Source organism: Limnobacter litoralis, from assembly GCF_030160455.1.
GTDB lineage: Bacteria > Pseudomonadota > Gammaproteobacteria > Burkholderiales > Burkholderiaceae_B > Limnobacter > Limnobacter litoralis.
Genome location: NZ_BSOJ01000032.1, coordinates 106921 through 129549, shown reverse-complemented (window position 1 = coordinate 129549; position 22629 = coordinate 106921). Strand labels below are relative to the sequence as shown.

Genomic DNA, 22629 nt, shown 5'->3' with positions numbered 1-22629 from the left:
GAAGTAAACCACAAGCAATAACTTTTAAAACAAAAATGGAGGGTTGATCTTATGATCAGCAAAAAGATTCTAGCGGCATCAGTACTTGCAGCAATGGGGACATCAGCTCACGCCATCGGATTCAAGGCCGGTGACTGGAACATGGACATCTCCGGTTCAGTGAACGCCTACTACACCAACACCAAATGTGACAACGCAGGCGCAACAGCGTCTGGTGCGCTTGGCCTGTGCGGATACTCACAGACTGGCCAGTCTTCCAACAACATTCAGAACGGCCTGCTGCCCGGTTTTATTGTGTTTTCAGCCTCAACAACACAAAACGGCTACGACCTGAAGGGCGTTATTTCGATTGATCCAGGCACAACCAACTCCAGCGCAGCGTCCACGAATCTGAACGGCGGTGTAGGCCAGGCCGTCGGTGACGCTCGCCGCGTTTACCTGTCATTTGGCAACAAAGACATCGGTACCCTGAAGTTGGGTCGTGACATCGGTCTGTTCGGATCCAACGCCATTCTGAACGACATGTCATTGCTGGCGGTTGGCGGCGGTGCTGCGTACAACGGCGCCTTGAACACCACACTGGGTTCCATTGGCTCCGGTTACGTTTACACGCAATTCCAGCCACAAATTACCTACACATCGCCAGACCTTGGTGGTCTCAGCCTCAGTGGCGGCGTGTTCCAGCCAGTGGCACTTAGTGCAACAACAACAAGTGCCACCAGCTCCCACAACAAGACCGGCTTCCAGGGCATGGCCACCTACGCACTGGGTAAAGACGGCAAGGTTTGGGCAACGCTGATCAACCAGTCCCGCGACACAACCACCAATCAGGCTGATCTCAGCGGTGGTGAACTCGGTGGAAACTACAACATCGGCAACCTGGGTCTGACCGGCAACTACTTCACCGGCAAAGGCCTGGGCACGACCCTGATCGGTTTTGGTGGTGCGGATGCCAACGGCGGCAAGCGCGATTCAAATGGCTACCTGCTGCAGGCCACCTACAAGCTGAACAACACCAAGTTCGGTATCAACTACGGCAAGTCCAAGCTGGATGCCACGGCAGCGGACACTGCGGCCAACACAATCATGCTCCGCGAAAACACCAACATCACAGCGGGTGTTTACCACAACCTGACTCCAAGCCTGACACTGGCAGCCGAGTACACCACCCAGAAGCAAACCTATCAACTGGGTGCAGCTGGACCTGAAGGCAAGGCCAACACCTTTGCACTGGGTGCCATCCTGTTCTTCTGATCGCCACAACCCTCCGCGGTGATCATCGAAAGCGCATGCTCAAAAGGCATGCGCTTTTTTACAGTGAAACTTGTTGCAAATTGGTACAGTCGGTTCACAATACAAAATCAGGCATTCAGTTTGACGCATTTTACGTATTCCGGATGTGGCACAGGAATTGCTGATTTAATCACGAACGCGGAAGTTTCTACACACGATGAAACAACGTTCTTGAGGCAAACCTCAGAATTGGGATAAGCATTTTTACCAACAGCAAAACAGGAGGATTTTTCATGCAGTGGACAACACCATCATTCGTTGACATGCGTTTCGGTTTCGAAATCACCATGTACATCGCCAACCGCTGATTCAGCGCATTGGCACCAACCCTGGCGCCCCACAAAGGCCCCAGGGTTTTTTTAACCCAAAAAACTAAAACAACATGAAGATCAAAGTTCTGGGATCAGCTGCAGGTGGCGGGTTTCCGCAGTGGAACTGCAATTGCAACAACTGTCAGTCGGTGCGGGCTGGCAAGCCTGGGTTTACAGCAAGAACCCAATCGTCAATCGCTATTTCCGACGGCTCTCCGAACTGGATACTGGTCAATGCCTCACCGGACATTCTGACGCAAATCAAAAACACGCCCGAACTGCAGCCCAACCGCAGCCCGCGCGACACGGGCATTTGTGGTGTCATCCTGATGGACGCGCAAATCGACCACGTGACAGGCTTGTTGATGATGCGCGAGGGCAAAGTGCCCATGCGGCTGTACACCACCCCAGCGGTTTGGGAAGACCTCACCAGTGGCCTGCCGTTGGTGCCCACGCTCGAATACTACTGCGGGGTCAAATGGACCCCCCTGTGCACCGAATGCGAAAAGCCGTTTTCGATTGCCCCCATGGACACCCTGCGCATCAAGTCCATCCCCTTGATCAGCAAGGCGCCACCCTATTCGCCAAGCCGATACGCAGGCCGGGTCGGTGACAACATCGGCCTGATGATTGAAGACACCCAAAGCGGCAAAAGGGTGTTTTACGCCCCAGGCCTTGAGCGCATTACCGACGATCTGTTGCCGCACGTCGAGGCCGCTGACGTGCTGTTGGTGGACGGCACCTTCTGGACTGAAGACGAAATGGTGCGCAACGGATTTTCCAAGAAAATGGCAGCCGACATGGGTCACTTGCCACAGACCGATTTGCCGCATCGAGATGGCAGCGGTATGATCAGTCAGCTTGACCGCTTCCCCGGCAAACGCAAGATCCTGATTCACATCAACAACACCAACCCGATCCTTAATGAACTGGGCCCGGAGCGTGACATTCTGGCCCGCCACGGAATTGAGGTTTCATTCGACGGCATGGAGATACTGGCATGACGGAAGCCCCCTGGAGCAAAGCCGAGTTTGAAGCCCGACTGCGGGCCAAAGGCGATCGCTACCACATCCACCATCCGTTCAACATCAAAATGCGCACGGGTCAGCTCAGCAAAACCCAGTTGCAGGGTTGGGTAGCCAACCGGTTTTATTACCAGATCATGATTCCTCAAAAGGACGCGGCAATCATGGCCAACTGCAACGATCGCGAGACACGCCGACGTTGGGTGCAACGCATCCTCGACCACGACGGGTTTGGCGACAACCAGGGTGGCATTGAGGCGTGGAGCCGCCTGGGCGAGGCCGTGGGCATTGAACGTGACACCCTCTGGAACCTCTCCAAAGTGCTGCCGCCTGTTAAATTTGCGGTGGATGCCTATGTCAACTTCGCGCGCAGGGCCCCCTGGCAAGAGGCGGTGTGCTCTTCATTGACTGAAATGTTTGCGCCCGAAATCCACAAGGAACGCCTGTCCAACTGGCCCACCGATTACCCTTGGGTTGGTGCAGAAGGCCTCGGATACTTTCGCTCCAGAATCAGCCTTGCTGAGCGCGATGTTGAACACGGACTGGAGTTAACATTGAGTTATTTCCAGACCCGCCAGCAACAAGAGCGCGCGCTGGAAATCCTGCAATTCAAACTGGATGTGCTGTGGGCCATGTCGGATGCCATTGCCGCAGCTTACCCGGACGAGAACTGACATGAACGACACCTCGAACACCATCACAGTGCCTGAACGGCCACGCCTGAACCGACTGTTCAGAATGCAATACGAAGAAGCGCAGCAAAGCTATGTGCTTCTGTACCCGGAGGGCATGGTCAAGCTCAACCAGTCCGCCAGCGAAATTTTGCTGCTGTGCGACGGCACCCGTACGCTCAATGAAATTGTGCACACGCTGGAAACCCGTTTTTCGACCAACAACCTCGGCCCCGACGTCACAGCCATGCTTGAAGAGGCCTGCCGACGCAACTGGCTGGAGGCGGCTTGAGCACTTCAAAGCCAACGCCCCAGGGCCCGCTGTGGTTGTTGGCTGAACTCACCTACCGCTGCCCGCTGCATTGCGTGTTCTGCTACAACCCGATCGATTACAAACGCCAAACGGCCGAACTCAGCACTGAGCAGTGGAAAGACACCATGAAGCAGGCCCGCGCTTTGGGTGCGGTTCAGCTTGGCTTTTCCGGGGGTGAACCCCTGCTGCGCGACGATCTGGAAGAGCTGGTGCAATATGGCCATGACCTGGGCTATTACACCAATCTCATCACCTCAGGTATCGGGCTTAAACCCGATCGTCTGAACTGCTTGAAGGCGGCTGGCCTGGACCACATTCAAGTCAGCTTTCAGGACGCCACACAGGCGGCCAACGACGCGCTGTCAGACACCAAAACCTTTGAGAAAAAACTGGAAATTGCCACCGCCGTGAAGGCGTATGGCTGGCCCATGGTGCTCAACGTGGTGCTTCACAGACTGAATCTGGATCACATTGACGCCATCATCGAACTGGCGCACAAGTTGGGTGTGGAATATCTCGAACTGGCCAACACGCAGTACTATGGCTGGGCCTATCAAAACAAGGCCGCGCTGATACCCACACACGCCCAGCTGAAGTTTGCCGAAGAACGCGTACAGGCGTGGCGCAAGAAACTGGGCAACAGCATGAAATTGCTGTATGTGGTGCCCGACTATTTCGAGAAAACGCCAAAAGCCTGCATGAGCGGCTGGGGCAATGTGTTTTTGTCGATAGCCCCCGACGGCACGGCCCTGCCCTGCCAGGCCGCCCGCATGTTACCGGGCTTCGTATTTCCCAACGTCACCACCACACCAATCAAGGACATTTGGCAACACTCGGAGGCCTTCGGCAAATACCGCGGCGACAGCTGGATGAAAGACCCCTGCAAAACCTGCCCTGACAAAGAAAAAGACTTTGGCGGATGTCGATGTCAGGCCTACCTGATCACCGGAGACGCCACCCACGCAGACCCCGTCTGTCACAAAAGCCCGCACCACCAGCAGGTGGTCAATTTCGTCAACCAAGCCCAATCCGACTCGCCTGATACGCCTATTTTAAAGGTGCAAAAGCCGCAACACATTGGCTTGGCCAAAGGGCTGGAACAACCCGTGGTATGGTATCGAAACGACCAGAACTCGGTGCATCTAAGTGCAGCAGATCCCCACCATACTCGCTGAAAACATCTCTTTTTCCTGGCTGGACACTCCCACGCTTCACCGGGTCAGCCTGACGCTGAACCCGGGGGAAATGTTGGGCCTGCTCGGCCCCAACGGGGGCGGCAAAACCACACTGATCAGCCTGATTGCCGGGCTTGTCAACCCTGCAGAAGGCCACATACAGGTCAATGGGGTTGACGTTCGCCAACAGGCACTGACTGCCCGAAAATCATTGGGCTTCGTATTTCAGTCGGTGTCGCTGGACCCATTCATGTCGGTTCTGCAAAACCTCGAATTTGCAGCCGGTCTGCAAGGCATGTCAGAAAGGCAGATCTCACCACGCATTGCCGAACTGTGCGACAGCCTGCCCATCAAGGCCTACTTGCACAAGCCGGTGGGGGCACTGTCTGGCGGTCAAAAACGCCTGGTCGACATCGCCAGGGCGTTGGTGCACAACCCCAAGGTATTGATTCTCGACGAGCCCACCACCGCCCTTGACCCAAGCGCCAAAGGCCTGCTTTGGTCGACCCTGAAGTCACTCCAAGAACGCAATCACCTCAGCATTCTGGTCGCCACCCACCTCATGGACGAAGCGCAGGACTGCGATCGTGTCACCTTTTTACGCGCAGGTCGAATTGAATGGACAGGCACCCCGGTCCAGGCACTGGACCAACTTCCTGATCAAAGCGTGACTCAAACCCGCCGCGCCACACTGGCCGACTGGTTCATCTGGAAAATGTCACAAACACACCACCATGACTGAAATCTACAGCTTCTATCGCGCCGTCATTGTTCGCGAAACCCGTAAACTGCTTCGTCAGCGCGACCGCCTGTCGGCGGCCATGGTTCGCCCCATTTTGTGGTTGTGGGTCATTGGTGGCGGCATGCAGGCCCTCGCTGGGCCTGGCTACACGGCCCGCCTGCTGCCGGGCATCGTCGGCATGACAGTGCTGTTTGGCGGCATGGTCGGTGGCCTCTCACTGGCGTTTGATCGCGACGCAGGCACCATGCGTCTGTTGGTCACAAGCCCTGTTAGGCAACACCACATCCTGATTGTCAAAAGCCTTGCTGCAGCCGTCGCCGCATTGGTACAGGCGGGCCTTCTACTTTTGATTCTCGGCGTATTGGAAGCCCTGCACTGGCTCGTTCTGAAAGCGGGGTTCGATCTGTCCAGCCTGTTTCCCTGGCTGGGCAAATCCGAATGGCCAAGCCTGCTGTGGCTGCTGACCAGCCTGACGCTCAGCAGCGTTGCCTGTGGCACGCTGGGTGTGCTGTGCGGCACGTTCGCCAAAAGCATTGATGGCTTTGCGGTCATGATGAATTTCGTCATTTTTCCGCTGTTTTTTTTCAGCGGTGCGCTCTACCCCACCGCGCCAATGCCCTACTTTGCGAGACTTCTCAGTCAGCTCAACCCTTTTACCTATTGCGTTGATCTGCTTCGCCATGCCTTTCAAAGCCACGCAGAATTCAACGCCGCTTATAGCGTGATCGTACTTACCGCCGCAACGGTGGTAATGCTGTGGGTGGCTTGCTGGCAGTTCAGTCGCCAAGGTGCAGTCATCCCCCTGCGCAAATAAAAAAAACCCGGCACAAGGCCGGGCTGAAAGACGCATTCGTTAGGAGACTTCAACAAATCACGAGATTCCCAAGGAGCAATTTGTACACACGAACACGTCGGGTGAACTCCCTGCGGAGCAGGCAGGGAGTTCGGGGGTGAAATACAACTTCAATTACTTCATCAACTTGAATACCCAGAGTGAACCACCTTGCTCAAGGTGACGCACTTTCTTGGCCACTTCGCCACCCCAGAGTGGAACTGCACCACCCCAGCCAGCCATCACAGCCACGTACTGAGTACCATCTTTGTCTTTCCAGGTGACGGGAGGAGCAACCACACCAGTACCCACCTGGAACTTCCAAAGCACTTTGCCTGTCTTGGCGTCAGCCGCATTCAGGTAACCTTCAGGCGTACCCCAGAAAACCAGATCGCCACCGGTTGTCAACACACCACCCCACAGCGGAGCCTGGTTCTTGATTTCCCAAACGATCTTGCCTGTCTCTGGGTTCACGGCGCGCAGTGCGCCGATGTAATCCAGGCCAGGAATGGTCTTGATGGTAAAGCCTGCACCCAGGTAAGCCGCGCCTTTCTTGTAGGTCACAGGCTCATTCCAGATTTCCATGCCCCACTCGTTGGCAGGCACGTAGAACATGCCAGTCTTGGGGCTGTAAGCCATAGGCTGCTGGTTCTTGCCACCCAGGAATGAAGGTGTAGAGAACACGGATTGACCTTTCTTGCCATCGGTGGCAGTGGGGTCACCTGGGCGGTGTTCTGGATCATAAATCGGGCGACCGGTTTTCATGTCGATGCCCTTGGCCCAGTTCACGTTGCGTACAAACGGGAAGGCGTTTTTCAGCTTGCCGTCTTTGGCGTCCAGCACGTAGAAGAAGCCGTTGCGGTCGGCCTTGCCGCCGAGGCGCTCGCCCTTGGGTCCGTCAAAAGTAACGAACTCGTTGGCACCGTCAAAGTCCCATCCGTCGTTCGGTGTACCTTGGTAGTGCCACACAATCTTGCCAGTGTGAACGTCTACAGCCACGGTTGAGCATGAGAACAGGTTGTCGCCGGGGCGCAGGTGGCTGTTCCAGGGTGCTGGGTTGCCTGTACCGAAGTAGGCCAAACCAGTCTTGGAGTCGTATGTACCGCCCATCCAGGTTGAGGCACCACCGGTTTTCCAGAGATCGCCCTTCCATGTGGCATTGGTTGTGCCTGAAATGCCGTTCTCGTGCTTGTTGCCGTCCTTGTCATAGGTGTAGCCCATGTGGCCTTCAACGGTTGGACGAGTCCACACCAGTTCACCGGTTTCAGGGTTGCGCGCTTCAATGCGTCCAACGATACCGAATTCACCACCTGACACACCAGTCAGCAACAAGCCGTCTGCGATCAAGGGTGCAGCAGTGGCTGAGTAGCCTGCTGAGTAGTCGTCAATCTTTTCTTTCCAGACCACCTTGCCGCTGTCCTGGTCCAAAGCAACCAGTTGTGCGTCCAGCGTGGCGAAGATCACCATGTTCTTGAACAGGGCGGCACCGCGGTTAACCACGTCACAGCAAGGCATGATGCCGTCTGGCAGACGCTGCTCGTACTTCCACAATTCCTGGCCAGTTTTTTCGTCCAGCGCGTAAATGCGTGAATAAGAACCTGTCACGAAAATCTTGCCATTGGCCACCAGCGGCTGGCTTTCCTGACCGCGCTGCTTTTCGCCACCCAGCGAAAAAGACCAGGCTGGCACCAGGCGTGCCACGTTTTTGGTGTTGATGTCTGTCAACGGGCTGTAACGCTGACCGTTCGTACCCAAGCCTGCGGTCAGAATGTTGTCTGTCGTTTTGGCATCGTTCTTGATCATGTCTGCCGTAATGTCAGCAGCAAAAGCCGGAACGGCCAATGCAGCTGCAACCATGGCGCCGATTAGTTTCTTGCGCATTTCTTATTTCTCCTCTTCTTTCATCCGTTTGCTTTATTGAGGTGATTCGCCCTGCATCCAGCGGATTACAGACGACCCGAATGAGGTAGGCGCAAGCTTCATGCCAAGGCCTGAGAAGCCGAATTTGAGACAGAAAAAACAGGGCTGTTTCAAAATGTGACACCCGTGTGACACACCCTGTCTCATGACTTGCTACAGGTCCATGCACACATATTGCTGACGGCACTCGCAACAACAAACCAACTGCGGGTAATCTATGACCTGCAATTTCCTGTCACATCGCATGCTGAATTTAAACGTCACCGCCACCTGGACCACGCAAGCAGGTCACACTGTCGCACTGGAGGACACCTTCTTCGACATCCTTTGGGCCATTCATCGCAAAGGCTCCCTGTCGCTGGCCTGCAAGCAACTGGACGTGTCGTATCGCACACTCTGGAACCAGGTTCAGAAATTCAATGAGCTGCTGGACGAGCCTGTCATTGCCACACAGGGGCGCGCCGGAGCCTGCCTGACGCCGTTTGGCAAAAAGGTGCTTTGGATGATCGAGCAGGGCCGAATCAGAGTTGCACCTGAGCTGGCCTTGAACGTCGAACAAATCAATGCCGAGTGGCTGGACACCGAACACAACAAGCCCTGGATCAGCCTCGCCATGAGCGACGACCCGGTGCTGCAGCGCCTGTTTAACCAGTCAGCCTTGTACAAAGAACTTCAACTGTCCATGCGATGGGCCGGCAGTATTGCGGCCCTGTCCGCCCTGCACCGAGGGGAAGTCAAGGTGGCAGGCTGCCATCTGCCACTCCAATCCAACAGCCACACGCAAGTGCATCAAATCATGGGGCGATACCTTCGGGGCTCCAACCTTGCTGTGGTAGAACTGTTTGAACGGGAAATGGGCTGGATCAGTCGCCCAAGCAGCCGCCCACCGACCTTGCAGGACGTGGCGCTTCGCCAGGCCCAACTGGTCAACAGAAACCCGGCCAGCTCCACGCATCACCAACTGGACAGTCTGATAGCCAGGGCTTGCCTGTCGCCCGAAGAATTGCCCGGTTATTACCACGAAGAAAACTCGCATCTTGCCGTGGCATGCGCCATCGCGGCCGGACATGGCGACCTGGGCCTTGGCCTGAAGGCCTCTGCGGATCATTACCAACTTGAATTCAGACCGCTGAATCAGGAAAAATATTTTCTGGTGGTTCACCAAGACGATCTCAACTTTCCAGCCATGTCGATTCTGATCCCCTGGCTTCAATCTGATGCAGTGGTTCAATCCATTGCAAGCACAGTGGGCTACACCCCGATCAACATTGGACAGGTGCAACCACTTGAAACGTTTTTGGCAGGCATGTCCTGACAGAACACAATTATGCAATTTCCTGCATAATTGATTTAACACTTTTTAATATTCATGCACACTTTGCGGCAATCGAGTTCCTAACAACGTCCCTGCAATCTGCAAGCGATTGCCGAACATCGCTCCTTGGCCCCTTGGCACGCAGGTTGCGCTAGTCCCTTCACCATCATTACCACAAACAGGAGAAGGGATATGAACATGCTCGACGAGCAAAAGCTGGGCGTCAGCTTTCCATTCAAGGCACAGTACGACAACTTCATTGGCGGCAAATGGGTCGCCCCCAAAGGTGGCCAATACTTCGACAACCTGACCCCGGTGACAGGCCAACTGCTTTGCAAGGTTGCCCGCTCGCAGGCCGAAGACATTGAAATGGCGCTGGATGCCGCCCACGCTGCCAAGGACGCATGGGGTAAAACATCACCTACACAGCGTTCCATCATTCTGAACAAGATCGCAGACCGTATCGAAGAGAACCTGCGCCTTGTTGCTGTGGCCGAAACACTCGACAACGGCAAACCCCTGCGTGAAACCATGGCCGCCGACATTCCGCTGACCATTGACCACTTCCGCTACTTCGCATCCTGCATCCGCAGCGAAGAAGGCAGCATCTGCGAAATCGATCACGAAACCTACGCTTACCACTTCAAAGAACCACTCGGCGTGGTCGGCCAGATCATTCCCTGGAACTTCCCGATTCTGATGGCCGCCTGGAAGCTGGCCCCCGCATTGGCCGCCGGCAACTGCGTGGTGCTCAAGCCCGCCGAACAAACGCCAGCGTCCCTGCTGGTGGTGATGGATCTGATCGCCGACCTGCTGCCCCCAGGCGTGCTCAACATCGTCAACGGCTTTGGTCTGGAAGCGGGCAAACCCCTGGCCTCCAATCCACGCATCGCGAAAATTGCATTCACCGGTGAAACCTCGACCGGTCGCCTGATCATGCAGTACGCTTCACAAAACCTGATCCCCGTCACGCTGGAACTTGGCGGCAAATCGCCCAACATCTTCTTTGAAGACATCATGGACGCCGACGACGCCTTCTTCGACAAGTGTCTGGAAGGCTTTGCCATGTTTGCCCTGAATCAGGGTGAAGTGTGCACCTGCCCGTCTCGCGCCCTGATTCAGGAAAGCATCTACGACGCCTTCATTGAGCGTGCCATCGACCGCGTTGGCAAAATCAAAATGGGCAACCCGTTGGACGCCACCACCATGATTGGCGCGCAGGCTTCTTCCGAGCAACTGGAAAAAATCCTGAGCTACATTGACCTGGGCAAACAGGAAGGTGCCCAGTGCCTGATCGGTGGCGAGCAAAACAAGCAGACAGGTGATCTGGCTGGCGGCTACTACGTCAAGCCCACGGTCTTCAAAGGCCACAACAAAATGCGTATTTTCCAGGAAGAAATCTTCGGCCCTGTGTTGTCAGTGACAACCTTCAAGGACGAAGCGGACGCCCTGGCGATTGCAAACGACACCCTGTACGGATTGGGTGCCGGTGTCTGGACACGCGACGGAGCAAAACTCTTCCGCATGGGCCGTGGCATCAAGGCGGGTCGTGTGTGGAGCAACTGCTACCACCTCTACCCTGCCCACGCAGCATTTGGCGGCTACAAGCAATCTGGTATCGGACGTGAAAACCACAAGATGATGCTGGATCACTACCAACAGACCAAAAACCTGTTGGTCAGCTACAGCCCCAACGCACTGGGCTTCTTCTAATCGAAGAACTCCGGTTTTAACGTGATCTGACGCTTCAAAACACCGCCGGCATTTTGTCGGCGGTGCCACATCCACGGAGAAAACCGAATGAACACCCGAGTCAGTGCCACTGAACCCGCGATCGAACTGATTAAAACCCTGAAGGCCCTGCATGGCGACGTCATCTTTCATCAAAGTGGCGGTTGTTGCGACGGCAGTGCTCCCATGCTGTTTCCACGTCACGAATTTCCCTTGGGAGGCCAGGATGTCAAACTGGGTGAAATCGGCGGCGTTCCTTTTTACATGAGCAAATCCCAATTTACCTATTGGGAGCACACTCACCTCACCATCGACATCGTCAAAGGCAACGGCGGCATGTTCAGCCTGGAGCGCCCCACCGGATTCCGCTTCCTGACCCGTTCACGCTTGTATTCCGATGAAGAATTCGCAGCACTTCCCCCAATCGAATACGCAGAATAATCGTTAAATCCTCAAGCACACGGGAGTCACTTTTAGATCAATTGCGCAGGTCGCTTTACACTGAGGCATTATTTTGCTTCTTGAACATGCCATGACCATACAACCGCGCAAACTCATTCTGGGGCTGCTGCTGGCGGCCAAGGGCCAGTCGGTCAGCGCCAAAGACCTGGTGGCTGCCTGTGAACTGTTCGGCGTCGCGCAAGGCAGCACTCGTGTTGCACTGGCCCGGTTAACTGCTGAGCAGGAAATTGAATCCACGGCACGGGGCATTTACACCCTGGGCCGCGCAACCAAAGGCATTGGTGCACGGGTTAGTAACTGGACCTTGCAGATGCAACGCGCCCGCCCGTGGACGGGTTTTTACACAGTGGCCTACACCAACCACATGGGGCGAACCAACCGCACCATACTCAAACAGCGAGAAACCGCCTTCGAGCTCTGTGGATTTCGTGAACTTGAACAGGGCCTGTTCATACGTCCGGACAACGTTGAAAAGGACCTGGACACCCTGAAAGCACGACTGGTCAACATGGGTGTTGCACCAGACTGCCACCTGTTTGTGGCCAAAGAGTTCCAAACGCACACGCTTCAAGACATCCAGAATCTCTGGGATCCGGCGCAACTCAATGCGTCTTACAAGAAAGAAACCGACACACTGAAGCAATGGCTTGATCGCCATGAAACGCTGGGGCTGGAAGTGGCTGCCAAAGAATCCTATTTGCTAGGCAGCCATCACATCAGACTGGTCAGGCATGACCCGCTTTTGCCCGATGAGTGGGTAGACGCGCAAAGCCGCGCCACCTATTTCAAAACTGTCGAACAACTCGACACCATCGGGCAGAACATCTGGCGGCAGTTTCATGAACAAGTCATCGGTGTTCAATCGGAAACACTTGACGAAAACTTATCCCGCTAAATGCCTTCAAACGCAGGGATTTCGCCATGCTCGGGAAATCCTCTGCGTGGTTTCCACAATGTGGAAGTTCCCAACTTTTAAAACTGCTGCAATCCACTATGCTCTTCTTGTTGAACTTGTCAACACAACCAAAGGAGCAACAATGAAATCCAACAAATGGCTAACCTCCAGCATCACCAAAGCAGTAGCAACTGTGGTTTTCGCAGCAACTGCATCAACCTCAGTGTGGGCCGCTGACGCTCAACCCATCGTTATCAAATTCAGCCACGTGGTTGCCAAAGACACCCCCAAGGGTCTGGCTGCAGACTTCTTTGCCAAAAAGGCAGCTGAACTGACCAAGGGTCGCGTCAAGGTAGAGGTGTATCCAAACTCCACTTTGTACAAAGACAAAGAAGAAATGGAAGCGCTGCAGGTGGGTTCAGTCCAAATGCTGGCCCCGTCATTGGCCAAGTTTGGTCCACTGGGCGTGAAAGAATTTGAAGTATTCGACTTGCCTTACATTTTCGACGACTACAACGACCTGCACAAAGTGACACAAGGCAAAGTCGGCCAAGAACTGTTGGCCAAGCTGGAGCCACGCGGCATCAAAGGTCTGGCCTTCTGGGACAACGGTTTCAAATCCATGTCCGCCAACACCCCCATCCACGTTCCTGACGATCTGAAAGGCAAAAAGCTGCGTATCCAGTCTTCCAAGGTGCTGGAAGACCAAATGCGTGTTCTGGGTGCAATTCCTCAGACCATGGCTTTCTCTGAGGTGTATCAGGCTCTGCAAACCGGCGTTGTAGACGGCACAGAAAACCCGATTTCCAACTTCTACACCCAGAAAATGAATGAGGTTCAGAAGTACCTGACCTTGACCAACCACGGTTACCTGGGCTACGCAGTGATTGTGAACAAGAAGTTCTGGGACGGTCTGCCTTCAGACATTCGCACTGAACTGACACAAGCGATGAAAGAAGCCACCGACTACGGCAACTCCATCGCAAAATCCAAGAACGATGAAGACTTGCAAGCTGTGATCAAGGCCGGTACAACAACCGTGTACACACCCACAGCAGCTGAAAAGAAAGAGTGGAAAAAGACTCTGCTGAAAGTGCACAAGGACATGGAATCTCGCATCGGTGCATCCACAATCAAGGCCGTATACCAGGCAACTGGGTTTGATCCTGCCAAGATGTAAAGCCGAAAGGTTTTTTCAAAGTTCTGGAGATTTTCATGCTCAACAAGGTTCTTAACCACCTTGAAGAAGCCTTGATAACTTTCCTGATGGGCGCCGCCACACTGATTATCTTTGTGGCGGTTGTTCACAGGTACTTATCGGGTTACTCAATACCCTACCTACAAGATTATTTGCTCAGCCTGAACTTTGGCTGGGCTCAAGAACTCTGCATCATTATGTTTGTCTGGGTTTGCAAATTTGGCGCAGCCTACGGCGTTCGCACAGGTATTCACGTTGGCGTGGACGTGGTTCTCAACAAGTTGAAAACCCCGTACAAGGGCATGATGGTTATATTTGGTTTGCTTGCTGGCGCCCTGTTTACGATTGTGATTGCAGTTCTGGGTGGACATTTCGTATGGGACAATGGCGCGCACTATGCCATTTACCATTTTCTGGGCCTCAATCTTGATGGTCTTTACGAAGGCCCCATAACCCCCGATCTGGAATGGCCAACCTGGGCTGTGTACAGCGCTATTCCCTTGGGTTCGGCGTTAATGTGCTTCCGCTTTCTGCAAGTCGCATGGGTGTTCCACCGCACAGGCGAGCTACCGCACCACGACCATGGTCAGGTTGACGGGCTTGAAGACGAAACCACCCTCGAAGAGATCCATTCATGAACGCACTCATCATCTTCTCAGTGCTGCTAGTACTGATGCTGACGGGCATGCCTGTCTCCATTTCGCTAGGCTTAACGGTACTGACCTTCCTGTTCACCATGACACATGTGCCATTGGAAGCAGTGGCGCTCAAATTGTTCACCGGCATTGAAAACTTCGAAATCATGGCGATTCCGTTTTTTATCCTGGCGGGCAATTTTCTGACACACGGTGGTGTGGCAAAGCGAATGATCAACTTTGCCACCTCGATTGTTGGCCACTGGTATGGTGGCTTGGGTCTTGCTGGTGTTCTGGCTTGTGCCCTTTTCGCTGCCGTATCAGGATCATCGCCTGCCACCGTGGTGGCAATTGGTTCGATACTGATGCCAGCCATGGTGAAAGCTGGGTTTCCAAAACGCTTTGGTGCGGGTGTAATCACTACCTCAGGGGCGCTAGGCATTCTGATTCCACCCTCCATTGTGATGGTGATGTACTCGGTTGCTACCAACACCTCAGTAGGTGCAATGTTTATGGCTGGTGTTGTTCCCGGCTTGATGCTCGCAAGCTTTCTTGGCTTTACGACCTGGTACCGCGCCTGGAAAAACAAATACCCACGGCAGCCAAAAGCCACCATGCTAGAAAGATGGGTGGCATTTCGAAAAGCGATTTGGGGTTTGCTGCTGATTGTTGTAGTCATGGGCGGTATTTACAGTGGTCTTTTTACGCCCACTGAAGCAGCTGCGATGAGCGCCGTATATGCCTTTGTTATTTCAGTTTTTGTCTACAAAGACCTGAGGCTGAAAGATGTACCAAGGGTGTTGCTGGCCTCTGCCAACATGTCTGCCATGCTGCTGTACATCATCACAAACGCGGTGTTGTTCTCATTCGTCATGACCAATGAAAACATTCCACAGGCACTGGCGGCCTGGATGTTGAGTCATGGTTTGGGCACCATCACGTTCTTGTTGGCGGTGAACGTCATTCTGCTGGTTGCTGGCAATTTCATGGAACCCTCTTCCATCGTGCTGATCTTTGCACCCATCCTTTTCCCGGTTGCAGTAAAGCTGGGTATTGACCCGGTGCACTTCGGCATCCTGATGGTGGTCAACATGGAAGTGGGCATGTGTCATCCGCCGGTGGGCTTGAATCTGTACGTGGCATCGGGCATCACCAAGATGGGTATCACGGAACTGACTGTGGCCGTTTGGCCCTGGCTGCTCACCATGCTTATATTCCTTGCCTTAGTTACTTACTGGCCAGCACTGTCCTTGGCGCTGCCTCACGCGTTGGGTATGAATACAGGCATATAGAGTCATCACTCCTGACCTTCTGTAAAGGCCGCTCACTGAGCGGCCTTTTTTATTGACCCAGATCAAAGGGTTGACCTTCCAATCATTGTAAGGTTTATACTGAAACTGTTGAATCAATCGATCAGGGAACCAATGAACGACTACACACTGAACATCGCAGGCATGACCTGCGCTTCCTGCGTGGCGCGGGTCGAAAAAGCATTGCAAAAAGTCGAAGGGGTACAGAGTGTCAGTGTCAATTTGGCCACTGAAAAGGCGAAAATTCACGGCGAAGGCAGCCTAAGCGCTGAAACACTGATTCAAGCCGTGGAAAAGGCAGGCTACACAGGCAGTGAATATCGGGAAAATGCACCGGTTGCGCCCGTGAAGGACACACAGGGACGCTCTGTGGCAATTGCAGCCCTGCTCACCCTCCCGCTGGTTTTGCCGATGGCGCTTACGCCATTTGGCCTCCACGCCATGCTGCCTGCATGGGTGCAACTTCTACTCACCATTCCAGTGCAGTTTGTACTGGGCTGGCATTTTTACACCGGGGCATTGGCAGCCCTGCGGGCACGCAGTGGCAATATGGACCTGCTGGTGGCCTTGGGCACAAGTGCCGCATTCGGCCTCAGCCTTTACGTGTTGCTCACTGCAAAGGCTGGGCAATCACCCCACCTTTATTTTGAGGCCAGTGCCTCGGTCATCACCCTTATCATGTTGGGTAAATGGCTGGAGTCTCGGGCCAAACGGCAAACCAGCAGTGCCATTCGAGCCTTGCAGAAACTGCGCCCAGACACAGCCAATGTGCTGAAAGACGGCAAGCTGAAGACCATCCCCATCTCAGAGGTGTCCGTTGGCGACACCGTACAAGTTCGGGCAGGAGAACGCATTCCCGTGGACGGCATCGTGCTGGAAGGTCAAAGTCAGGTGGATGAATCGCTGATTACCGGCGAAGGGCTACCGGTGGACAAACAGGTGGGCAATCCGGTTACTGCGGGTGCAATCAACAGCGACGGCGTATTGCTGATCGAAACCAAGGCAATCGGGGCTGAAACCACCCTGTCCAGAATCATTCGACTGGTTGAGGACGCCCAGGCTGAAAAAGCGCCCATCCAGCGAGTGGTTGATCAAGTCAGTGCAATCTTTGTGCCGGTGGTTGTAGGTGTGGCGCTGATTACCCTTGTCGGTTGGCTGGCCGTGTCCGGCAATGTCGAACAGTCCATCATCAACGCAGTGGCCGTGTTGGTGATTGCCTGCCCCTGTGCACTCGGCCTTGCCACCCCGACCGCCATCATGGTGGGCACCGGTGTGGCCGCGCGGCATGGCATCCTGATTAAAGACAGTGAAGCGCTGGAACTGGCCCACAACATCAACAGCCTGGTGTTCGACAAAACAGGCACCTTGACCGTTGGACACCCCAAGCTGAACAAAACCGTGTGTGCTCCCGGGCACGACAAAAAATCGGTCCTGAAAGTGGCGGCTTCACTTCAACAAGGCAGCGAACACAGCCTGGCCAAAGCAGTGCTGGAACACGCCAAAGCCATGCACATTGAGGCCCAGGCCGCCCAACACACGCGCACTCTGGCTGGCAAAGGCATTCAGGGCGAGGTAGAAGGACGAGCATTCTGGCTGGGCAACACCCGACTCATGAATGAAATGAACGTCAACATGGACGCCATGAAAGCAGAGGCAGAAGACCTGCAAAAATCAGGTTTCACTGTGTCCTGGCTGGCCCAGGCAAGTGGCGAAAACAAGCAGCAGGCTGAGGTCATTGCCCTCTTTGCCTTTGGCGATGACATCAAGCCAGGTGCCAAGCAGGCACTGGCCTCTCTCAAAAGCCTGGGTATTCAGCTCACACTGCTGACTGGCGACAACCGGGGCAGTGCCGACCGCGTAGCCCGTGAATTGGGGATCGACCACGTGATTGCTGAAGTGCTGCCACAAGACAAAGCCGACGAGGTTAAGGCCCTTCGCAAGCAGGGTCGTACCGTGGGCATGGTCGGTGACGGCATCAACGACGCACCGGCCCTGGCCGCTGCCGACGTGGGTCTGGCCATGTCAACCGGCACGGATGTGGCCATGCAGGCTGCAGGCATCACCTTGATGCGGGGCGACCCTGCGCTGGTGCCACAATCCATCGACATCTCGCGACGCACGTATCGGAAAATCCGGCAAAACCTTTTTTGGGCGCTGATCTACAACCTGATTGGCATCCCGCTGGCGGCATTCGGCCTGCTCAACCCGGTGGTGGCAGGTGCGGCCATGGCATTCAGCTCAGTCAGTGTGGTCAGCAATGCCTTGCTGTTGCGCAGGTGGCGCCCCGGCCAGGAGTCAAAGTCATGAGGAACACAGGCAAAAACGGGCATACCGCACTGCGTTTTCCGCTGAAAATCGGAGAGGCCGCCCAAGCCAGCGGCATTCACGCCAAGATGATTCGCTACTACGAAAGCGTTGGGCTAATGCCGGAAGGTGAACGCAGTGAATCGGGCTATCGGCTGTACAGTGAAAGGGATCTGCATGTCCTGAAATTCATCAAGCGGGCGCGAACCCTCGGGTTTGGACTTGAGCAGATTTCAGAGTTGGTGTCGCTTTGGCAAAACCCCAAGCGCGCCAGCCGCGAGGTCAAAAAGATCGCCACGACACACATTGAAGCACTGCAACAGAAAATTCATGACATGACCGAAATGCGTGACACGATTGCGCACCTCGTTCATGCCTGTGCAGGCAATCACCGACCCGACTGCCCGATTCTTCAGGGCCTGGGCGGCACGGTCAATCCCGAACCTTGAGCCTGCGCGCCATCCAGATGGTCAACAGGTTGGCGCCCAAAGCCATCACGCTGCACATCCAGTAGCCGGTCAGCAAACCCTCTGAATTGCGGCTGATCAACATGCCACCCACGAGGGCACCCAAGCCCATGCCCGCAGACTGAATGGATGTGTTCAGGGTGATGAATGTGCCTCGCAAATTGGGTTTGGTCACCGAAGCCAACAAGGCCATGGCTGGAATGCGACGCCCGCTGACGAAGATGAAAAAGCCGGTGGTGACCAGAAGAATCACCGACAGAGGGGCACCGGCGACGTTGGTGACAAGCGTCATCGGCACAATGGACAACAGAGTGACTGCGGTAAACGTGGGCACTTTGCCCCAGCGATCTGTCAATTTACCCAGAATATTGGCCGTGAACAAAGTGGCCGCCCCACCGCACAGGTAAACCAGAGGGATTTGATCCGTCGACAAACCTGCGTTGGTCTGCATGTACAGGGTAATGTACGGAATGATCGAAAAGCCGGCAAAGATCATGAAGAATGACAGGGCAAAACCACGCCAGTGGTTCGCATCGCCCAGCACTTGTGTCATTAGCTCGGTGGTGGTCAAGCGGTCATCCTGCACCAAATGCTGACCCATGCGGGGCAAGGCATACTGTGCCACCAGCAACAGAGCCACGCTGAGCACACCAACCCCGACAAAAGGCGCATGCCAACTGGTGTGTGCGGCCACCCACAAACTGACTGGAACACCCATCACGCTGGACACTGAAAACGCGGTCATGACCACACCCATGGCCTTGCCGCGCCGGGCAAATGGAATCACATCGCCCACAATGGTTTGGGTCATCGCCGACAACACGCCGCCGAACAGGCCCGCGGCCACACGTGCGACCATGAGCACACCAAAACCTGGGGCAAATGCACAACTGAAAGTGGCCAGCGCGAACAAACCATACAACACCGAAAGCAGGGCTTTGCGCTCAAAACGATCGACATAGGTAGAGGCCAGCAAACCGGACAAGCCCGCAGCAAAGGTGTAGGCCGACACCAAAAGACCGAACTGGGAATCACTGATTTGAAATGCCTCGATCAACTGAGGCCCCAAGGGCATCATGATCATGAAGTCCAGCACATGCGAGAACTGGATGCCTGCCAGCACCAGCAACAATGCCCACTCCCGTTTACTGCTTAATTCAGGGTGCATGTTTAATTTCCAATGAACGCTGCCAGAACATACACGCCTGCCGTCACGGTGGCAATAGACAACACGGTCGAGACAGCAATGATGTTGGCAGCCAGTCGGCCGTCACCGCCTGCAGCCAGGGCCATTGAAAAGCTGGCGGCCGCGGTGGGCGTGGCAAAGAAGAACCACAATACGATCAGGTCTTTGTCCCGAAAGCCCAGCGCAAACGCCAACAGACAACCCAGAACCGGCAGGATGATGATTTTCACAAGGCTGGATTGAAACGCCGCCTTGCCAGACTGGCGAACCCCTTCCACAGACAGGGTGGCCCCAGCGCAGATCAGGGCCAGTGGCAGGGTCATTCCGGCGAAATAGTGCCCCGACACCTGCACCCAGTGTGGAATGGAAAGCTTGACCCACGAAGCCAGCAGACCCGCCAACACGGACAACACCAGGGGGTTGCTGACCAGGTCTTTCAGGGCCGACTTCACGCTGAAGCGCATCAGCGGGCTGTAATAAGACAAGATAAACACCGAGAGCACATTGAACAACAAAATGGCCACACCTGCCAAGACGCCACCCACAGATGCACCATAGGCGCCAAAGTAATTGGACACCAAGGCAAAACTGACCACGCCGCAATTGCCCCGAAAGGCCCCTTGAACAAACACGCCGCGCTGATTGAATGGCAGATTGGTGTGCGCCCACCGCCAAGAACCGGCAAACGCCAACAGCGTGACCAGTGCAAAACACAGCACCAAGCCAGGTTGAAAGGCCACATGCAGATCTGATTGTCAGATCGACAAAAAGAACAGCGTGGGCATGGTGGCCCTGAACACCAAATTGGACGCCGTGTGAATGAAGGGATCGTCCACCAACCGCGCCTTGCGCAGACCAAACCCCAAAATGACCATGGCGAACACAGGTGCAGTGACCGCCATGATTTGATTAAAAATATCGGGGTTGCTCATGCTGGATTCAGGTATGCGTTTTGAAGTGAATCCGCATTATTTCAAAACTGACCAACGGGTCAACTGTGGAAAGCCCTCTGCAGACTTACACACCCAGCGACTTGCCTGCGCCCAACAGCGTGACAACGCCAAGAATGGCGAATATACCCGCAGCTGTGGCATGCACCCATTTCATGGGTATTGTGCTGGCCAGTCGATCACCCACAAACACAGCAGGTACGTCTGCGATCAACATGCCCAGCGTGGTGCCCGCAACCACCATCCAGACATCGGCGTAGTGCGCCGCCATGGCCACAGTCGCAATTTGGGTTTTGTCGCCCATTTCCGCCAGAAAGAAGGTGATCAGCGTCGCGCCGAACACGCCAAACCGGGTGGCCAGCTTGGCGTCGTCTTCCTCGATTTTGTCCGGAATCAGGGTCCAGATCGCCATGCCGATGAATGAGGCACCGAGCACCCAACGCAAAATGGAGGGTTCAACATGGGCCGTAATCCACGCGCCCAGCGCGCCGGCCAGGCCATGATTCAAAAGGGTCGCAACAAGAATACCCAGCACGATCGGCAAGGGCTTTTTAAAACGGGCAGCGAGAAGGAAGGCGAGCAACTGTGTTTTGTCGCCGATTTCGGCGAGGGCCACAACGCCACAAGAGACCAACAGGGATTCCATTTGAATGTATTCTCCGGCCCGACCTAACCAAAAGACAACCAGCCTTGGCCGGGCCAACCGGAAGGCGGGATGTCAAAGGTCTTGCCAAGTTCGGATAAACCGCCGTTGCCATGGCTGTGTGTGCCAAGTGTGTTGACAACGGCTCTTTCAGGGTCGAAAGAAGGCTACTCCCCAATGAGCCTGCGAATTATAGTGCAGAAAGTGGGCTTTGTCCCTAGTAATCGCCCAGCGCCACAAAATTCAACTTGAACCCCAAGGTTTTGGACACTTCGCCCTGCATCAAATTCTGCAAGACTTTCAAGGCATCAGCGGTTTTGTTCACGCTGGCGGTGTCTTTGGTTTGCACCCGTTTGAACTGCGCATCAACATTCACAATCTGTGCATGCAAATGATTGGCCACAACAGAATAGCCCCGACTGCGTAAATACGCTTCCAGTGATATCACGGTGTGTGCTGTGTCTTGTGCAGCGGCCGGGTCGGGCATCAGCAACAACTCGCGAAGGGCTTTCCAGGTTTGCTGCAAATAGGCGTCCGCCTGCGCAGGGTCGCCGGACGGCCATTGTGGCGCGCTGCCCTGCTGAATGCGCAGCTCGGGCTTTTCAAGCCCGTCCCATGCCAGGTCATGTACACCACCGACCAATTGCCGAAAATACGATTGAAGTGCACGCGACTGTTCCGCATTCACTTCTGAAGCGTCGCCATCGTCATGAACGCGCCAATCCAGGCTGTTGATGGTGTCTGTGATGTCGTGCGTCACCTCGACTGCATAATTGCATTCCGCTTGCCCGGGTTTGATGTTTTTCTGAAACAACAACCAACTCAAGGCCGGAAAGCCTTTGGCAGCAGATCCGATCAAAATCATGTCCGCTTCGCCGTGGGGCTTGGTAAGCGCAGCGTTGTGAATCATTTCGGGGTCAGTGGGCTGAAAGTCAATCAAGCGCAGGGTGTCAAATTCCAGCATGGGGCCAAAAACCGCAGCACGCATGGCCCCCCATGACACGGAAGCCTTGCCAAAAGCCGTGCGCACCTCCGACAAGTCGGGTGATCGCTCGTCGGATTTGCAATATGAAGCGAGGGTCTGATGCAGAGTGGCAAGATCTGAAAGCACTTGCCTTGAGAGCGGCTCCTGTTGCCATTTGACAGCGTTTTGAGTCACCTGCCCGGCAGTGATGCCTGTTCCGGCGGCCTGAACCAATCCGGCAAAGCCCATCAGGCCTATGCAAGCCATCTTCTTCATGCCATTCAAAA

Annotated in this window: 23 protein-coding genes and 1 riboswitch; of the genes, 17 read left to right on the top strand and 6 right to left on the bottom strand. The window is 54.9% G+C overall.

Annotated elements, in window-relative coordinates:
- The first annotated feature begins 51 nt into the window (after positions 1-51).
- The 8 genes from QQJ87_RS13640 (at position 52) to QQJ87_RS13605 (ending at position 6344) form a co-directional block, all read left to right on the top strand.
- Complete coding sequence (locus QQJ87_RS13640) at positions 52-1254, top strand: porin (protein WP_284282414.1); 1203 nt, start codon at positions 52-54, stop codon at positions 1252-1254.
- Positions 1255-1526: 272 nt separating this feature from the next.
- On the top strand, positions 1527-1601 hold the full coding sequence (gene pqqA / locus QQJ87_RS13635) for a pyrroloquinoline quinone precursor peptide PqqA (RefSeq protein WP_083797182.1): 75 nt from the start codon (positions 1527-1529) through the stop codon (positions 1599-1601).
- Positions 1602-1675: 74 nt separating this feature from the next.
- Entirely contained in the window at positions 1676-2608 is a 933-nt protein-coding gene (gene pqqB, locus QQJ87_RS13630; protein ID WP_284282413.1) for a pyrroloquinoline quinone biosynthesis protein PqqB, read from the top strand.
- Positions 2605-3303, top strand: coding sequence for a pyrroloquinoline-quinone synthase PqqC (pqqC, locus tag QQJ87_RS13625; RefSeq protein WP_284282412.1), 699 nt, complete (start codon positions 2605-2607; stop codon positions 3301-3303). The genes pqqB and pqqC overlap by 4 nt, the downstream gene beginning before the upstream one ends.
- Before the next feature lies 1 nt (position 3304).
- Positions 3305-3592: a pyrroloquinoline quinone biosynthesis peptide chaperone PqqD gene (gene pqqD, locus QQJ87_RS13620; protein WP_284282411.1), complete on the top strand. Its 288-nt coding sequence runs from the start codon at positions 3305-3307 to the stop codon at positions 3590-3592.
- Entirely contained in the window at positions 3589-4788 is a 1200-nt protein-coding gene (gene pqqE, locus QQJ87_RS13615; RefSeq protein WP_284282410.1) for a pyrroloquinoline quinone biosynthesis protein PqqE, read from the top strand. The genes pqqD and pqqE overlap by 4 nt, the downstream gene beginning before the upstream one ends.
- Complete coding sequence (locus QQJ87_RS13610) at positions 4760-5530, top strand: ABC transporter ATP-binding protein (RefSeq protein WP_284282408.1); 771 nt, start codon at positions 4760-4762, stop codon at positions 5528-5530. The genes pqqE and QQJ87_RS13610 overlap by 29 nt, the downstream gene beginning before the upstream one ends.
- Positions 5523-6344, top strand: a complete 822-nt coding sequence (locus QQJ87_RS13605) for an ABC transporter permease (RefSeq protein ID WP_284282407.1) — start codon at positions 5523-5525, stop codon at positions 6342-6344. Before QQJ87_RS13610 ends, QQJ87_RS13605 begins: the two co-directional genes overlap by 8 nt.
- 153 nt (positions 6345-6497) lie before the next feature.
- Here the strand turns inward: QQJ87_RS13605 and QQJ87_RS13600 are convergent, their stop codons facing one another.
- Positions 6498-8243, bottom strand: coding sequence for a methanol/ethanol family PQQ-dependent dehydrogenase (locus tag QQJ87_RS13600; RefSeq protein WP_284282406.1), 1746 nt, complete (start codon positions 8241-8243; stop codon positions 6498-6500).
- A 283-nt stretch (positions 8244-8526) separates the two neighbouring features.
- Between QQJ87_RS13600 and QQJ87_RS13595 the strand changes: the two genes are divergently transcribed.
- The 9 genes from QQJ87_RS13595 (at position 8527) to cueR (ending at position 18581) form a co-directional block, all read left to right on the top strand.
- A complete protein-coding gene (locus tag QQJ87_RS13595) occupies positions 8527-9597 on the top strand; it encodes a substrate-binding domain-containing protein (RefSeq protein WP_284282405.1) in 1071 nt (356 codons plus the stop codon).
- 192 nt (positions 9598-9789) lie between these two features.
- The gene (adh, locus tag QQJ87_RS13590; protein ID WP_284282404.1) at positions 9790-11310 is read left to right on the top strand and encodes an aldehyde dehydrogenase; all 1521 of its coding nucleotides are present in this window, start codon (positions 9790-9792) and stop codon (positions 11308-11310) included.
- 87 nt (positions 11311-11397) lie between these two features.
- Positions 11398-11769, top strand: coding sequence for a DUF779 domain-containing protein (locus QQJ87_RS13585; RefSeq protein ID WP_284282403.1), 372 nt, complete (start codon positions 11398-11400; stop codon positions 11767-11769).
- Positions 11770-11860: 91 nt separating this feature from the next.
- Complete coding sequence (locus QQJ87_RS13580; protein WP_284282402.1) at positions 11861-12685, top strand: PaaX family transcriptional regulator C-terminal domain-containing protein; 825 nt, start codon at positions 11861-11863, stop codon at positions 12683-12685.
- A 142-nt stretch (positions 12686-12827) separates the two neighbouring features.
- A complete protein-coding gene (locus tag QQJ87_RS13575) occupies positions 12828-13865 on the top strand; it encodes a TRAP transporter substrate-binding protein (RefSeq protein WP_284282401.1) in 1038 nt (345 codons plus the stop codon).
- Positions 13866-13900: 35 nt separating this feature from the next.
- Positions 13901-14521, top strand: a complete 621-nt coding sequence (locus QQJ87_RS13570; RefSeq protein ID WP_284282399.1) for a TRAP transporter small permease — start codon at positions 13901-13903, stop codon at positions 14519-14521.
- Positions 14518-15810 carry a TRAP transporter large permease gene (locus QQJ87_RS13565; RefSeq protein WP_284282398.1) on the top strand — a complete coding sequence of 431 codons (1293 nt, stop codon included), beginning with the start codon at positions 14518-14520 and terminating at the stop codon, positions 15808-15810. Before QQJ87_RS13570 ends, QQJ87_RS13565 begins: the two co-directional genes overlap by 4 nt.
- 132 nt (positions 15811-15942) lie before the next feature.
- On the top strand, positions 15943-18135 hold the full coding sequence (locus QQJ87_RS13560) for a heavy metal translocating P-type ATPase (protein WP_284282397.1): 2193 nt from the start codon (positions 15943-15945) through the stop codon (positions 18133-18135).
- The gene (gene cueR, locus QQJ87_RS13555) at positions 18132-18581 is read left to right on the top strand and encodes a Cu(I)-responsive transcriptional regulator (RefSeq protein ID WP_284282396.1); all 450 of its coding nucleotides are present in this window, start codon (positions 18132-18134) and stop codon (positions 18579-18581) included. Before QQJ87_RS13560 ends, cueR begins: the two co-directional genes overlap by 4 nt.
- On the opposite strand, the gene QQJ87_RS13550 is transcribed toward cueR, so the two are convergent.
- The 5 genes from QQJ87_RS13550 to QQJ87_RS13530 all read right to left on the bottom strand — a co-directional run bounded on the left by QQJ87_RS13550 (position 18565) and on the right by QQJ87_RS13530 (position 22618).
- Positions 18565-19767 carry an MFS transporter gene (locus QQJ87_RS13550; protein ID WP_284282395.1) on the bottom strand — a complete coding sequence of 401 codons (1203 nt, stop codon included), beginning with the start codon at positions 19765-19767 and terminating at the stop codon, positions 18565-18567. The two genes, cueR and QQJ87_RS13550, sit on opposite strands and share 17 nt — an antisense overlap.
- Positions 19768-19769: 2 nt before the next feature.
- Positions 19770-20525, bottom strand: coding sequence for an AEC family transporter (locus QQJ87_RS13545; RefSeq protein ID WP_284282394.1), 756 nt, complete (start codon positions 20523-20525; stop codon positions 19770-19772).
- 15 nt (positions 20526-20540) lie between these two features.
- Entirely contained in the window at positions 20541-20717 is a 177-nt protein-coding gene (locus QQJ87_RS13540; protein WP_284282393.1) for a hypothetical protein, read from the bottom strand.
- 85 nt (positions 20718-20802) lie between these two features.
- Positions 20803-21381 carry a TMEM165/GDT1 family protein gene (locus QQJ87_RS13535; RefSeq protein ID WP_284282392.1) on the bottom strand — a complete coding sequence of 193 codons (579 nt, stop codon included), beginning with the start codon at positions 21379-21381 and terminating at the stop codon, positions 20803-20805.
- A gap of 8 nt (positions 21382-21389) precedes the next feature.
- A riboswitch (yybP-ykoY riboswitch) is annotated at positions 21390-21566 on the bottom strand.
- A 29-nt stretch (positions 21567-21595) separates the two neighbouring features.
- Positions 21596-22618, bottom strand: coding sequence for an imelysin family protein (locus QQJ87_RS13530; protein ID WP_284282391.1), 1023 nt, complete (start codon positions 22616-22618; stop codon positions 21596-21598).
- Positions 22619-22629: the final 11 nt, after the last annotated feature.

Bases quoted from the DNA above. Each gene is read 5' to 3' on its own strand.
- QQJ87_RS13640 (WP_284282414.1), top strand. From the start codon at position 52: ATGATCAGCAAAAAGATTCTAGCGGCATCAGTACTTGCAGCAATGGGG.
- pqqB (WP_284282413.1), top strand. From the start codon at position 1,676: ATGAAGATCAAAGTTCTGGGATCAGCTGCAGGTGGCGGGTTTCCGCAG.
- pqqC (WP_284282412.1), top strand. From the start codon at position 2,605: ATGACGGAAGCCCCCTGGAGCAAAGCCGAGTTTGAAGCCCGACTGCGG.
- pqqD (WP_284282411.1), top strand. From the start codon at position 3,305: ATGAACGACACCTCGAACACCATCACAGTGCCTGAACGGCCACGCCTG.
- QQJ87_RS13605 (WP_284282407.1), top strand. From the start codon at position 5,523: ATGACTGAAATCTACAGCTTCTATCGCGCCGTCATTGTTCGCGAAACC.
- QQJ87_RS13600 (WP_284282406.1), bottom strand. From the start codon at position 8,243: ATGCGCAAGAAACTAATCGGCGCCATGGTTGCAGCTGCATTGGCCGTT.
- QQJ87_RS13595 (WP_284282405.1), top strand. From the start codon at position 8,527: ATGCTGAATTTAAACGTCACCGCCACCTGGACCACGCAAGCAGGTCAC.
- adh (WP_284282404.1), top strand. From the start codon at position 9,790: ATGAACATGCTCGACGAGCAAAAGCTGGGCGTCAGCTTTCCATTCAAG.
- QQJ87_RS13585 (WP_284282403.1), top strand. From the start codon at position 11,398: ATGAACACCCGAGTCAGTGCCACTGAACCCGCGATCGAACTGATTAAA.
- QQJ87_RS13580 (WP_284282402.1), top strand. From the start codon at position 11,861: ATGACCATACAACCGCGCAAACTCATTCTGGGGCTGCTGCTGGCGGCC.
- QQJ87_RS13575 (WP_284282401.1), top strand. From the start codon at position 12,828: ATGAAATCCAACAAATGGCTAACCTCCAGCATCACCAAAGCAGTAGCA.
- QQJ87_RS13570 (WP_284282399.1), top strand. From the start codon at position 13,901: ATGCTCAACAAGGTTCTTAACCACCTTGAAGAAGCCTTGATAACTTTC.
- QQJ87_RS13565 (WP_284282398.1), top strand. From the start codon at position 14,518: ATGAACGCACTCATCATCTTCTCAGTGCTGCTAGTACTGATGCTGACG.
- QQJ87_RS13560 (WP_284282397.1), top strand. From the start codon at position 15,943: ATGAACGACTACACACTGAACATCGCAGGCATGACCTGCGCTTCCTGC.
- cueR (WP_284282396.1), top strand. From the start codon at position 18,132: ATGAGGAACACAGGCAAAAACGGGCATACCGCACTGCGTTTTCCGCTG.
- QQJ87_RS13550 (WP_284282395.1), bottom strand. From the start codon at position 19,767: ATGCACCCTGAATTAAGCAGTAAACGGGAGTGGGCATTGTTGCTGGTG.
- QQJ87_RS13540 (WP_284282393.1), bottom strand. From the start codon at position 20,717: ATGAGCAACCCCGATATTTTTAATCAAATCATGGCGGTCACTGCACCT.
- QQJ87_RS13535 (WP_284282392.1), bottom strand. From the start codon at position 21,381: ATGGAATCCCTGTTGGTCTCTTGTGGCGTTGTGGCCCTCGCCGAAATC.
- QQJ87_RS13530 (WP_284282391.1), bottom strand. From the start codon at position 22,618: ATGAAGAAGATGGCTTGCATAGGCCTGATGGGCTTTGCCGGATTGGTT.